We start from the raw sequence: 14,101 nt of genomic DNA on the forward strand, positions 1-14,101 counted from the left end.
CATAGCGGTAATTATATTATATACTTGTTTCAATTGTGATATAATTTAAAATATCAAGTATGACGAAAGAGAGAAAGCTATGAGGTTTCTTTTTTTTACCGATACACACATAAGGGGTACAACTCCCAGAAACAGGACCGATAATTTTTACAATACACTTAAGGTGAAATTTGAAGAGATCCGGCAGATGGTTTTAGAGAAGAATATTGACTATATACTTCATGGAGGGGACTGGTTTGACCGGCCGGACATATCGCCGGCCATTGTGAGGGAATTTGCCATCATCATAAAAAACATGGGAAAGCCTATATACACAATTGCCGGAAACCACGATATTTACGGGCAAAATCCCGAAACGTTAGGCCGGACGATGCTGGGCATCCTGGACGGCATAAACCTGATAAATTTGCTGGGCTATGATGATATTGTAATCCTTGAAAAAGACGGTGTCAGGGTTCAGCTGACAGGGCAGTCCTATAACTATGACATAGACGGAGAGGATTTCAGAAGATACTATATTATTAAAAAAGGAGAAGATATAGACTGCGCGATTAACATCATCCATGGAATGCTGCTGGAAAAGCCGTTTTTTGAGGGAATACGCTATGTTTTGATCGATGACATAAAGGACACGGAAGCGGATATAACTCTGGTAGGACATTATCATAGCGGATTTGGAGTGAAGAGGTTGGGAAACAAGTACTTTGTAAACCCGGGAAGCTTGACAAGGGTGACCAATGCAATAAGCGAGATAAAGCGCATGCCCAAAGTAGCCATTATTGATGTTGAAAAAGGAAAGATTTCTATAGAGGAAGTTGAGTTAAAAAGTGCCCTTCCGGGGGAAGAAGTGCTGGACAGAAGCATGTTGGAGATCTCTCAAGACAGGAACATGAAGCTGCACCTTTTTTATAAGGGCATAACTGCCGCAGGAGAGTTTGCCAGGATTGACATAAACAGCATTATTGAGGAGATTGCTTCAAATAATGTATTAAGCCATGAAGTCAAGGAGGAAGCTATCAGAAGGATTGCGACCGCCAGGGAGAATCTTGCTGCTGGTAGCGAAGAGGAATGAGCGATATAAACAGGTTGGTGATCGATAACTTTCAATCTCATGAGCACACTGTTATTGAGTTTGGAAAAGGCCTTAATGTCATAACAGGACCGTCGGACCAGGGTAAATCGGCAATATTGAGGGCGTTAAAATGGGTGCTCTATAATGAACCCCGGGGAACGGAATTTATAAGGCACGGGGCTTTTACAGCAAGGGTATCCATAGAATTGAGCAACGGCTATGAAATCATCAGGGAAAGGTCCAAAAGCAGGAACAAGTACACAGTGATAAGTCCTGATGGAACGGTACAGTCTTTTGAGGGCTTCGGAAACGAAGTGCCGGAAGAGGTTATAAAAGCTCATGGCATACCCAAAGTAACCCTGGACAAGGATTTGAAATCCAGTTTAAACATAGCTGATCAGTTGGAGAGCCCATTCCTTATCGCAGAAACAGGAGCTGTAAGAGCAAAGGCGATTGGCCGGCTTACAGGAGTACATATCATTGACAACGCCATAAGGGAATGCATGGTGGATATACGCCGGGAGAGCCAGTCAGAAGACCGGATAAGGAACCAACTGAAGGATATTTCGTCTAAAATAGATGACTTCCAATATCTCGATGAAATGAAAAAGAGGCTTCAGGAATCAGAGGAATTAATCCAAAAGCTCGGCAGCCTGATTGAACGCATGAGACTGGCTGAAAACACAAGGGACAGGTATGAGGGAATAAAAACAGAGCTGGAGAAAACCCAAACTGTTCTGAAAAAACTCGAAAACCTGGAAGACTGTGAGACGACCATCTTGAGATGCAGCAGTTTAGCCCTTAAGCTGGATTCCATAAAAAGGCTTGGACAAAGCCTCCACAAGGTGGAAGAAGGAATAAGGGAATCGGAAGAAATGCAAAAAAGAACTGAAAATCTGGAAATGGTCAAAAGGCTTGTTGACGAGCTGGATGATAAATGCTCAAGAAAAAACAGCCTTGAAGAATTAAATAGATTAAAAGCAGGCCTGGACAGAGAGCTTAAGCGATGTCATTCAGTCCTTGACGCATCCGAGGTCATCAAGGACGTTGAGCATCATGCAAAGCTTCTGGAATCAAAAATCCAAAGAATAAATCAACTGGCAGAAATTAATGAGAAATACCGAAATATTATCCGAGACATTCAAAAGGCCGGCATGTACTTAAACAAGATTAAACATGCAAGCCTGGCTGAGGAGCAGGTAGCACAAGCCGAGAAAGATATATTGAGGCTTACCAAACTTCAGGAGATTAAGCAAAACCTTGACAGCATTTCCAGCTATATCACAGAAGGTGAAAAATACCTGGGGAATAACAAGGAGCAGATAGATAGGCTTTTGGAGAAATACCTCGGGCATCTGAAAGTTTTGGGAAGATGTCCTCTGTGCGGATCAGCGATAAGCGACGCAGAATTAAAAGATATAATAAAACATTATGAGGAGGTCCATTGATGGCTGCAGATTTTGATAAGGAACTAAGCCAGATAAAAGAAAATCTGGACAAGGCAAAAAACCTGCGTATACGGGCAGAAGCGCGGTTAGAACAGCTGAACAAGCAGAAGCAGGATATTCTGGCGGAGCTTCAGAACCTTGGAGTTAAGCCGGAAGATCTGGATAGTGAAATTGAGAAGCTTAAAAATGAAATAGAGGACCTTTTAAAAAAGGCAAATGAGTTGCTTCCGATGGACTTGATCAAAAACAGTTGACAACCAATTATGTATAGTAAATAATGTATAGAGGCTGTATCCAGCCGACAGGTTAGGTGAATGCGAAGCGACACTGGGCTTTTAGTGCCGGACGTCGTGTGGCTGCACGTTTTGGCTTGTATTTTAACTTTTATGCAAAGGCAAATTTATTGCTCAAGAAGCTTAAAAGTAAGCAAATAGAAGCAGTCATAATGGACATTCGCTTTTTTCCTTAAGGCATACCATAATATGGCTAATATAGCAAAGGATTGCTTAATATTTTATCGGGAGAGGATAGAATTTGAAGAAAAAGATCGGCATTGTTTCATTAGGTTGTCCCAAAAATCTTGTAGACAGTGAAATAATGCTTGGAGCGCTCAAAAAAGAGGATTTTGAAATAACAAATGATGAGACGGAAGCAGATATAATCATTGTCAATACATGTGGCTTTATTGAATCGGCCAAGCAGGAATCCATAAATACAATTTTAGAGATGGCAAGTTTTAAGGATAAAAAATGCAGCCGGCTGATAGTAACCGGATGCCTGGCTGAAAGATATAAAGAGCAGATAATAGAGCAGATACCGGAAGTGGACGCGGTGGTAGGCACTGGCGGATATGGGGAAATAGCAGATATAATCGAACGGACATACAAAGGAGAAAAGCCGGTTTTATACGGAAAACTGGACGAGGTTGACTATCTTAGAAAGGAGAGGGTACTCTCCACCGGCAAAGGCTACGAATATCTCAAAATCGCAGAAGGTTGCGACAATTGCTGTACTTATTGCATCATACCCTCACTTAGAGGCCGTTATAGAAGCAGAAAAATGGACGAGCTGGTAAAAGAGGCGGAATTTTTATCTTCCAATGGTGTAAAGGAAGTTATTCTGGTGGCTCAGGATACCACCCGTTATGGCACGGATATATACGGAGAGCATAAACTGACCGAATTGATACAAAGAATCAGCAAAATTGAGGGAATCGAATGGATAAGGCTCCTATACTGCTATCCTGAAGAGATAGATGATGAACTGATAGATGAGATTGCCAAAAATGATAAGGTTTGCAAATATATAGACATCCCCATCCAGCATATATCCGACAAGATATTAAAAGGGATGGGAAGGCGCGGAACCAGCGAAGAGATAAAGAATTTAATCACCAAGCTTCGCAGCAGGATTCCCGGTATCGTAATAAGGACTACTTTTATTGTGGGTTTTCCCGGTGAGACGGGAGAAGATTTCAAAATGCTGTATGATTTTGTTGAGGAGTATAAGTTTGAACGAATGGGTGTATTTACCTATTCCAAGGAGGAGGGTACTCCAGCTGCAAGGCTTAAACCTCAAGTCAGCAAGAAAGTTAAGGAAAAAAGGCTTGACAGTTTGATGCGGTTGCAGAAGAATATAAGTATTGAGAATAACAAAAAGAGGCTGAGCAAAAAATACAGAGCTATCGTCGAAGGAGTCTCCGATGATGGTATTTTCTATTATGGGAGAACCAGCGCTGAAGCTCCGGAGATTGACGGTGTCATATACTTTGCCAGTGCGGTTCCCCTTGAAACTGGAGATATCGTGGACGTGAAAATACTGAATGTTGATGAATATGATTTGATAGGAGAGGTTACTGATGAATCTGCCCAATAAGATAACTTTAGGAAGGATATTGCTTGTCCCTGTTTTCATGTTTTTCGTAGTTCCCATACCTGACTGGGTAGTGAAAAGCAGTATGCTGGGTTTCATGCACAATCAACTGGAAGCCTTGAATGATTTCATCATAAATTACGGTAACTTTATCGGGGCTGTAATATTCATCATAGCATCAAGCACTGACGGCGTGGATGGGCATATAGCCCGCAAGAGGAATATGATAACAAAGCTGGGGATCTTCCTCGACCCTATAGCGGACAAGCTTTTAACAGCAGCAGCTTTAATTGCTCTTGTACAGCGTTATGAACTGACCGGGCATGGTGTCAGCAGTTGGACAGCGATGATAATAATTTCCAGGGAATTAATTATAACAGGCTTTAGGCTTGTGGCAGCCGGCGAAGGATTGGTGTTGTCCGCCAGCAAGCTGGGTAAGCTTAAGACAGCGACACAGATGGTGGCTATTACGGTTTCCCTGCTGAATAATTTACCGTTCTCGTTGTTTACAAATATAGCCGTGGACAGATATTTGATGTTCATCGCAGTGATAATAACCGTTTACTCCGGCTATGATTATATAGCAAAAAATAGGCAAGTTTTGAGGACTGGCAATGAAGGGCGATAGACGGATATGAACGGGAGATAATTAAATAGGTGGATTTATAAAACACTCTTTGTGGAAATGAAGAGAACCCCTTTTGTTAGACAGAAAACGAATGAAAGGGGTTTTCTAATGTCAGTTCAAAAGGCACAGGAGTGTTTTTTTAAGGAAATAGTTGCAAAGTCAATTGATATGTTATATACTCTTAGTATCAATAATTAGTATCAGGTAATAAGTATTCATTGAAATTTATCATAAAGCTGGCGAGGTGTGACAAATGGGCAGGTCATCCTTCTTAAAAAAAGAGAGACAGAGCATATTGATGGACAAATTGAAGGAGGATCCTTTTTTAACCGATGAGGAACTGGCTGAAATATTTTCAGTGAGCATTCCTACCATACGTTTGGATCGGCTGGAGCTTGGGATTCCGGAGCTCCGGGAGAGAATAAAAAACGTTGCCGAAAAAAACCATGAAAAGGTGAAATCCTTAAACAGCAAGGAGATTGTTGGTGAGCTGGTGGATTTAACCTTGAATCAAAGAGGCATATCCATTTTGGAGACCGACAACAGCATGGTCTTTGAAAAAACCAAGATAGTCCGGGGGCACTTTATTTATTCCCTTGCGGAATCACTGGCTATTGCTGTTATTGATGCCCAGGTCGCATTAGTAGGTGTTGCGAATATCAAGTATAAAGTGCCGGTGCATTCTGGTGCAAAACTGGTGGCAAGAGCTGAGGTAAAAAGAAAAAGGGAAAATAACTTTATCGTATGGGTTAATATATTGGAAAAGCAAACGGAAGTATTCAGAGGCAAGTTCATACTTGTGTCGATTTCCGATAAGAGCAGTAATAATTAGATGTTTAAAAGACAAATTATCTACGGGTTAAATACCCATCGGGGAGTGACATTATGAGTGACAATGTAAAAATACTGGTAGACGCTATGGGCGGCGATAATGCGCCGGAGGCTGCGGTTAAAGGGTGTATTGATGCCATAAATGAGAAGGATGGCTTTGAGATAATACTTATAGGTGATGAAGCAAAAATAAAAAGCATCTTGGAGAGCAATAAATTTAGCAGCGACAGGTTGAAAATCCAACATGCCCAGGAAGTAATAACCATGGAGGATACCCCTACCAGGGCTATCAGGACAAAGAAAGACTCTTCAATGGTTGTCGGTTTTAATATGCTGAAGGAAAAGTCGGGAGATGTTTTTCTTTCTGCCGGAAATACCGGAGCGCTTATGGCAGGTTCCCTGTTCATACTGGGCAGGATAAAAGGTGTTGACAGGCCGGCTTTGGCTACAATTCTTCCCACAAAGAAAAATGGTGTTCTCCTTATCGATTCGGGAGCAAATCCCCTATGCAAGCCTATAAATTTTGTCCAGTTTGCAATAATGGGCTATATATACATGAGAGACGTATTCGGCATTAAAAATCCTCGGGTGGGACTTATAAACGTGGGCTCCGAGGATAAAAAGGGAAATGAAACGATAAAGCAAGCTCATGAGCTATTGTCCAAATCCAATATCAACTTTTCGGGAAATATCGAAGGAAAGGATATCCCGGAAGGTAAAGTTGATGTCGCTGTTTGCGATGGTTTTGTCGGAAATATCATTTTAAAATACACAGAAGGTATAGGATCCTTTCTATTTGGTGAAATAAAAAATATATTCGGGAAAAATATTATATCAAAGCTTTCTGCCCTTATAGTTAAAAATGGACTTAAGGCCTTTAAGAAAAAGCTTGATCCTTCGGAATACGGAGGAGCTCCTTTGCTGGGCGTTAACGGAAAGGTCATGAAAGCCCATGGAAATTCCAATGCCAAGGCTTTTAAGAATGCGGTATTTAAGGCATATAGCTTTGCCCGAAGCACAATAGTGGAACAGATTGAGGAAGATTTTACAAACATGGAGGTAGAAGATAGTGAGCAGTGAAAAGACAGGCGTAGGAATACTGGGATTGGGTAAAAGCCTGCCTGAAAAGGTTTTAACCAATTCAGACCTGGAAAAGATGGTAGATACCTCGGATGAATGGATTGTTAAAAGAACAGGTATTCAAAAAAGAAGATTGCTGGAAAAAAATCAGCCCTTATATGAATTGGGAGTGGACGCGGCAAACAAAGCGATGGCTGACGCGGGAATAACGGCAGAAGAAATAGATCTGGTGATAGTAACTACAGAAACTCCTGATTATCTCGCTCCCTCAATGGCTTGCATAATCCAGGGCAAAATCGGCGCAAAAAACGCTGCAGCTTTTGATTTGAATGCGGCATGCTCCGGCTTCATGTATGCCCTTACGGTGGCAAAGCAGTTTATAGATACGGGGTTTTATAAGCACATATTGATAGTTGCCTGCGAAGGATTATCCAGAGTGGTTGACTGGAAAGACAGGGCTACATGCGTGCTTTTCGGTGACGGAGCCGGAGCTGCTGTTGTCGGTCCGGTAGAACAGGGATATGGAATACAGGCAATTGAAATGGGTGCCGACGGAACCATGGGACATAATATTACCATTCCCTGCTTATATATGAACGAAGAAGATGCCGCCAAGAGGGAACATGAGAATAAAAATGTAATCTGGATGGATGGAAGTGAAGTTTTCAAGTTTGCAGTTCGCACCATGGCCTATGCATCAGAAAAGGTTATAGCGGATTCCAATCTCACCTTGGATGACATAAAGCTCATCATACCCCACCAAGCCAACAGCAGGATAATAGAGGGAGCTGCCAAAAGGCTTGGCGTTCCCGAAAGCAAAGTATACATAAATGTACAGGAATACGGAAACATCTCCTCAGCCTGCATTCCCATTGCATTAAATGAAGCAGTGGAAAAGGGCCTGGTTTCAAAAGGCGACAACATCGTACTGGTAGGCTTTGGCGGTGGTCTGACATGGGCGTCGTCCATGATACGCTGGAGCAAATAAGCATATAAATAATACCGATGGAACTGGAGGAGTTTTATGGGAAAACTGGCATTTATTTTTCCCGGTCAGGGAGCACAGTATGTAGGAATGGGAAAACAGATATCTGAGCAATACAAATCTGCTGAGGTTATTTTCGATCAGGCATCGGAAGCTCTGGGCTTTGATGTTAAGAAAATGATTTTTGAAGGCGATGAAGAGACTCTTAAAATCACGGAAAACACCCAACCGGCTATCCTCACTACCAGTGTGGCATGTATGCAGCCTTTGCTGGAAAAGGGAATAAAACCGGACGTTGTTGCCGGATTGAGCCTTGGCGAATATAGTGCCCATGTGGCAGCCGGTACAATGGATTTTAAGGACGCTGTTGCCCTTGTAAGGAAAAGGGGCAAGTATATGCAGGAAGAAGTTCCTGTAGGTGTAGGCGCTATGGCGGCCATAGTCGGCCTGGATAACGATTCGGTTATCGAATGCTGCAAAGAAGCTCAATCCGAAGGCGTAGTTGAACCTGCTAATTTCAATTGCCCAGGACAGATTGTTGTGGCAGGGGAAGTAAAGGCGGTTGAAAAAGCGGCGGAGCTTTGCAAAAGCAAAGGAGCAAAAAGGGCAATAATGCTCCCGGTAAGTGCGCCGTTCCACTGCAGCATGTTGAAGGGAGCCGGTGAAAAGCTGGCCATGGAGCTTGCGAAAATTGAATTGAACGATATGGCTATACCTGTGGTATCAAATGTCACTGCTGAGTATGTAACCGATAAAAACCTGGTTAAAGATCTCTTGATAAAGCAGGTAAGCAGTTCGGTTTTATGGGAAAACAGCGTTAGAAAAATGATAGATGACGGTGTTGATACCTTTGTAGAGATAGGGCCAGGTAAAACCTTATGCGGCTTTATTAAAAAGATAGACAAGGATGCAAAAACCTTAAATGTAGAAGATATGGAGACTCTCAATAAGGTTCTGGAAGAACTGGGCGGCTAGCTTATTCCGGAAAAATACAGGAGGTGAGTATAGCTATGAGTCTAAAAGGAAAAACTGCTGTTATAACCGGTTCGGGAAGAGGTATTGGGAAAGCCATTGCTTTTAAGTTGGCCCAGATGGGTGCCAATGTAGTGCTTAACTCAACGCCATCTTCGGATTCTGCAGATATAGCGGCAGAGGAATTAAGAGCGGCAGGTTATAACGTAATTGTAACAAAAGGTAATGTAAGCTGTGCTGAGGACGTAGAAGTAATGATCAATACCGCCAAGGAAGCTTTTGGCAGCGTCGATATACTGGTAAATAATGCGGGCATAACCAGAGATACACTGCTGGTCAGAATGAGCGAGGAAGACTGGGATGATGTGCTGGATACCAATCTTAAAGGTGCTTTTCTATGCACAAAGGCCGCAGCAAAAATCATGGTGAAGCAGCGCAGCGGGAAAATCATTAATATAACGTCGGTGGCAGGAGTTATGGGCAATCCCGGACAGGCAAACTATTCAGCCTCCAAGGCAGGGATGATAGGTCTTACCAAAACTACCGCAAAGGAGTTGGCGTCAAGAGGAATTACGTGCAATGCCGTTGCTCCGGGTCTGACTATTAGCAGAATGACAGAAGCATTGCCTGAAAAGGTGAAAGAAAACTATCTTTCCAACATACCCCTCGGCAGGTTCGGGACTCCTGAAGATGTGGCTAATGTTGTAGGTTTTCTTGCTTCAGACGATGCAAATTATATTACCGGGCAGGTAATACATATTGACGGCGGATTGGTTATGTAATAATATCTTTATGTGGGAGTTGCTGCTAGGATACTGGCGGGGCTTTCATCAGCAATTATTATTATATTTTATTACCCCCTTTGGAAGGAGGTGAATATATTATGATATTTGAAAAAGTAAAGAAAATTATAGTTGATCAATTGGGTGTTGAGGAAGATGATATCACAATGGAATCCTCCTTTATAGATGATTTAGGAGCGGACTCACTGGACATAGTAGAGTTGATCATGGCTCTGGAAGAGGAATTTGATATAGAAATTCCCGATAGTGAGGCTGAAAAGATTACAACAGTAGGTGATGCTGTAGACTATATCAAAAATAATTCATAATAAAAAAAGTCCCCTTAAATAGGGGCTTTTTTTATAAGAATTAGGATAGTATATCTGCATCATTGTGTCACTTTCCGGTAAAAGCATTTCAATAAAGCTCACCTTATTGTTTGTACTATAAAGAGATATTTATAGTTTATATAGCAATGTGAACTTTTATATATACACGCCATAGTATGAACTCATACATCGTCTATTATAAAAAACATACAGAACGGTTATAAATGATTTTTACAAAATGGGCGCTCAAATCCCAAAATTATCAATATGCAAGCTGTGGGAATTTTATAGTTAAACGCACACCATCGCAACAGTTTTAGGCATTATCGGTATGAATAATTATTACTTGATGCTTTCTATAAAACTTGGAGAGATTTGAAAGGAAGGTAACAGGATATATGAAAAAAAGAGTTGTAATAACGGGGGCTGGAGTGGTATCTCCAGTGGGAATAGGCTTGGATAAATTCTGGAATTCCATTAAGGAAGGAGTTTCAGGGGTTACTGAGGTTACAAGGATAGATGTATCCGAAATGACCACAAAGGTAGCAGCTGAAGTTAACGATTTTGACCCGAATGACTTCATTGACAAAAAAGATGCAAAAAGGATGGACCGGTTCACACAGTTTGCATTGGCTGCGGCTAAAATGGCTATAGAAGGTTCAAAGCTGGACCTTGACAAAATCAACAAGGACAGGGCCGGAGTCATAATCGCTTCAGGAATTGGCGGAATACAGACCTTGGAAGATCAGCACAGTGTCCTTATAAGCAAAGGACCCGGAAGGATCAGTCCCTTTTTTATTCCAATGATGATAGCAAACATGGCATCAGGACGCATTGCGATCCAATATGGCTTCAGGGGATTTAATGAGTGTGTAGTCACCGCATGCGCTTCCTCCAACAATGCAATAGGGGACGCTTTCAAGGTCATACAGCGCGGCGATGCGGACATAATTATTACCGGTGGTTCAGAAGCTGCATTAACTCCCATATCCTTTGCAGGATTCTGTTCAATGGGTGCAATGACAAAAAATCCGGACCCCAAGACAGCGTCAAGACCTTTTGATGCCGAAAGAGACGGTTTTGTACTGGGAGAAGGGGCAGCGATTCTGATATTGGAAGAGCTTGAGCACGCACTGGCAAGAGGTGCCGATATCCTGGCAGAAGTTGTAGGCTATGGCTGCACCTGTGACGCATATCATATCACAGCAGTGGCTCCCGGTGGCGAAGGCGGAGCAAGAAGCATGAAAATGGCATTGGATGACGCAGGAATAAGGCCTGAGGAGGTTGGATATATAAATGCTCATGGAACCTCAACCCCGTTGAACGATCCTAATGAAACTGCAGCAATTAAAACAGCCTTTGGAGATCATGCAAGGAAGCTGGCTATAAGCTCAACCAAGTCGATGACAGGGCATTTGCTGGGAGCTGCCGGAGCTATTGAAGCAGTTGCAACAGCTATGGCTCTTAAAGATGGATTTTTACCTCCCACAATAAATTACAAGACGCCGGATCCGGAATGCGATCTGGACTATGTGCCTAATGTAGGAAGAAAAGCAGACATTAAATATGCCATGTCCAATGCTTTAGGCTTTGGCGGACATAATGCCACCATCCTGTTTAAAAAATTTGAATAAAGGGCAAAAGGCGGGTAACACCGCCTTTATATGCCTTGCATATGAAAGCAGAGATGCTCTTTGTGGTTAAAATCTCTTTAAAAGGACATTTGTTCATCTGTATAAATTTAGCAAAAAAAATTGTGAAAATTTTACCTAAAAGAAACAGTGTTTTTTGTATATAATATTGAATATGCATTCTGTTGTTTCGGAGGTCTAAACTGTTTTCCCGCAAATTATTTTAAAATTGCCGTTACAACGGATAAATTATGTATGGGCATCAGAGTGCATATGTGAATGGATGTATGTAGTCTAATGCCCGAGTCATATGGAGGAAAAATGGATAAAAGGAGTTTACTGAACGAAAAAATATCAGAGTTCGAAAAGGAGATTGGTTATACCTTTAAGAACAAGGATAACGCTGTGCTGGCTCTGACCCACAGTTCTTACGCCAATGAAAACAAGCATGAAAAGGTACAGAGCAATGAAAGGCTGGAATTCCTTGGGGATGCCGTGTTGAACATCGTAATCAGCGAAAGCATTTATACAAGGCATTCGGAGCTGGCAGAGGGAGATATGACAAAGGTAAGGGCCAATATAGTTTGTGAAGCCACCCTTATAAAGTGCTCGGAAAACCTGCATATCGGAGATTACCTTCTGTTGGGAAAGGGAGAAGAGCTTACCGGAGGAAGGTCACGGATTTCGATCCTGTCGGATGCGTTTGAAGCAATAATTGGAGCAATCTACATAGATGGCGGCATGGACAAGGCCCGGGAGTTCATATTCAGAAACATGCACCACATTATAGAGGATGCCGTAAAGGGCACACTATTTCTGGATTTTAAGACTCAGCTCCAGGAGATGGTGCAAAAGGGTAACGACTGCAGGATAGTATATGAGATTATCGATGAAAAAGGTCCTGATCACAATAAAGTGTTTGTTACCCAGGTGAAAGTCAACAACGAGGTTATGGGCTCAGGGACGGGAAAAAGCAAGAAGGAAGCTGAGCAAAATGCTGCAAAATCAGCTATTGAGAAATTAAACAAGAACAAGTAGCTGATAATTGCGATAAGCATGAAAAACTGCAGAAGAAATAGTTGCAGAACGAGTATGATGAATGAAAAATAGTTCTTTGCAGGGTTGGTTGAAAATCGTCAGCTTTTTATAAATATTATGGTGTTTTGGTATGAATTGATGCCTAAAATCGGGCAATTTTAACCAATAATGGCAGGGGCTAGAAAACAACACGGAATATATCAATAGCTTAAACCAGTAAAATACTGTTAATCATAAGATTAAAAATCCAGCGAGGAGCAGAATGAAATCGAGACATATTGTTATACCTGTCTTTGTTCCCCACAAAGGTTGTCCCTTTGACTGTATTTACTGCAACCAGAGGACCATAAGCGGGCAGGTCCGCGAAATGACAATGCAGGAGATGCGGAAGATTATAGAAGACAACTTATCTACGGTAAAGAATCAGGATTATGTAGAAATCGGATTTTACGGAGGAAGCTTTACAGGGATAGAAAAGGATCGGCAGATTGAGTACCTTGAAACCGCAAACAGATATGTAAAAGCAGGCAAGGTTAAAGCTCTGCGCCTATCAACACGGCCCGACTATATAAATGCGGAAATTCTGGAGTATTTGAAAAAATATAATGTGGCGACCATCGAACTAGGGGTTCAAAGTCTTGATCAGGAAGTTTTGGATAAAAGCTGCAGAGGACATTCGGTGGAGGATGTGATAAAGGCTTCCGGAATGATCAGGGAATACGGGATCAATCTTGGCCTGCAGACGATGATAGGCCTGCCGGGAGACAATGCTGAAAAGGATATTGATACAGCCCGAAAGGTTATAGCTTTGAAACCGGATATTGTAAGGATTTATCCTACCTTGGTGATTAAAGGCACATATCTGGAGAAGATGTATAATGAAGGGAAATATAAGCCGCTAAGCCTTGAGGATGCATCTTCCATATGTGCTGAGCTCCTGGATATGTATGAAGCCAACGGGATTAATGTAATACGGGTTGGATTGCAGCCTACGAATAACATCAATGAGGATATGGATGTTGTCGCCGGACCTTTCCATCCGGCTTTCAGACAACTGGTAGAGTCAAAACGGTTGCTTTGGAGGATGGAAAAGCAAATAAAGGAGAAAAACTTGGAAGGCCGGGAAGAGATAATCATTTATGCCGGAAAGGGAAAAATCTCCGACGTTATAGGTCAAAAACGCGCAAATATAAATTATCTCGCCAAAACTTACAACTTCAAACGAATCCTGGTGAAGGAAAACAATTCCTTAGATATAATTGTAAAAGGTTGAAAATTTTTATAAATAGAAGGATAATTTAGGGAAATAGAGAATATTATATGGGCGAGGTTTAGTTAATATTTTTACCAGAGGAATTATATGGTTGAATAGGCAGTTGCTTGCATTGATTTCATCCGGTACCTGTTATCGAGCTTTAGACAGTTGACAATTA

14 protein-coding genes are annotated in these 14,101 nt (G+C 41.9%); all 14 read left to right on the forward strand.

The genetic code is table 11. The features are described 5' to 3' along the window. The first annotated feature begins 79 nt into the window (after nt 1-79). The 14 genes from CDO33_RS08440 to CDO33_RS08510 all read left to right on the forward strand — a co-directional run bounded on the left by CDO33_RS08440 (nt 80) and on the right by CDO33_RS08510 (nt 13,941). Nucleotides 80-1,072, forward strand: coding sequence for a metallophosphoesterase family protein (locus CDO33_RS08440; protein WP_103081203.1), 993 nt, complete (start codon nt 80-82; stop codon nt 1,070-1,072). Further along, nucleotides 1,069-2,520: an AAA family ATPase gene (locus tag CDO33_RS08445; protein WP_103081202.1), complete on the forward strand. Its 1,452-nt coding sequence runs from the start codon at nt 1,069-1,071 to the stop codon at nt 2,518-2,520. The genes CDO33_RS08440 and CDO33_RS08445 overlap by 4 nt, the downstream gene beginning before the upstream one ends. After that, on the forward strand, nt 2,520-2,774 hold the full coding sequence (locus CDO33_RS08450; RefSeq protein WP_103081201.1) for a hypothetical protein: 255 nt from the start codon (nt 2,520-2,522) through the stop codon (nt 2,772-2,774). The genes CDO33_RS08445 and CDO33_RS08450 overlap by 1 nt, the downstream gene beginning before the upstream one ends. 280 nt (nt 2,775-3,054) lie before the next feature. After that, nucleotides 3,055-4,395 (forward strand): 30S ribosomal protein S12 methylthiotransferase RimO, encoded by a 1,341-nt coding sequence (gene rimO, locus CDO33_RS08455; protein ID WP_103081200.1) that lies wholly within the window; start codon nt 3,055-3,057, stop codon nt 4,393-4,395. Further along, nucleotides 4,379-5,020: a CDP-diacylglycerol--glycerol-3-phosphate 3-phosphatidyltransferase gene (gene pgsA / locus CDO33_RS08460; RefSeq protein ID WP_103081199.1), complete on the forward strand. Its 642-nt coding sequence runs from the start codon at nt 4,379-4,381 to the stop codon at nt 5,018-5,020. Before rimO ends, pgsA begins: the two co-directional genes overlap by 17 nt. A 253-nt stretch (nt 5,021-5,273) precedes the next feature. Beyond that, nucleotides 5,274-5,852 carry a transcription factor FapR gene (fapR, locus tag CDO33_RS08465; RefSeq protein ID WP_103081198.1) on the forward strand — a complete coding sequence of 193 codons (579 nt, stop codon included), beginning with the start codon at nt 5,274-5,276 and terminating at the stop codon, nt 5,850-5,852. Between the two features lie 53 nt (nt 5,853-5,905). Further along, nucleotides 5,906-6,931, forward strand: coding sequence for a phosphate acyltransferase PlsX (gene plsX, locus CDO33_RS08470; protein WP_103081197.1), 1,026 nt, complete (start codon nt 5,906-5,908; stop codon nt 6,929-6,931). Then, nucleotides 6,921-7,919: a beta-ketoacyl-ACP synthase III gene (locus CDO33_RS08475; protein WP_479690675.1), complete on the forward strand. Its 999-nt coding sequence runs from the start codon at nt 6,921-6,923 to the stop codon at nt 7,917-7,919. Before plsX ends, CDO33_RS08475 begins: the two co-directional genes overlap by 11 nt. A 36-nt stretch (nt 7,920-7,955) precedes the next feature. Then, complete coding sequence (gene fabD / locus CDO33_RS08480; RefSeq protein ID WP_103081195.1) at nt 7,956-8,891, forward strand: ACP S-malonyltransferase; 936 nt, start codon at nt 7,956-7,958, stop codon at nt 8,889-8,891. Nucleotides 8,892-8,926: 35 nt separating this feature from the next. Next, entirely contained in the window at nt 8,927-9,670 is a 744-nt protein-coding gene (fabG, locus tag CDO33_RS08485) for a 3-oxoacyl-[acyl-carrier-protein] reductase (RefSeq protein ID WP_103081194.1), read from the forward strand. Between the two features lie 101 nt (nt 9,671-9,771). Next, on the forward strand, nt 9,772-9,999 hold the full coding sequence (gene acpP / locus CDO33_RS08490; RefSeq protein WP_103081193.1) for an acyl carrier protein: 228 nt from the start codon (nt 9,772-9,774) through the stop codon (nt 9,997-9,999). A gap of 398 nt (nt 10,000-10,397) precedes the next feature. Then, complete coding sequence (gene fabF / locus CDO33_RS08495; protein WP_103081192.1) at nt 10,398-11,633, forward strand: beta-ketoacyl-ACP synthase II; 1,236 nt, start codon at nt 10,398-10,400, stop codon at nt 11,631-11,633. Nucleotides 11,634-11,951: 318 nt separating this feature from the next. Continuing rightward, entirely contained in the window at nt 11,952-12,668 is a 717-nt protein-coding gene (rnc, locus tag CDO33_RS08505; RefSeq protein ID WP_103081190.1) for a ribonuclease III, read from the forward strand. Between the two features lie 262 nt (nt 12,669-12,930). Next, nucleotides 12,931-13,941, forward strand: a complete 1,011-nt coding sequence (locus tag CDO33_RS08510; protein WP_103081189.1) for an elongator complex protein 3 — start codon at nt 12,931-12,933, stop codon at nt 13,939-13,941. Nucleotides 13,942-14,101 lie beyond the last annotated feature (160 nt).

This window comes from Clostridium thermosuccinogenes, from assembly GCF_002896855.1.
Taxonomy (GTDB): Bacteria; Bacillota; Clostridia; order Acetivibrionales; family DSM-5807; genus Pseudoclostridium; species Pseudoclostridium thermosuccinogenes.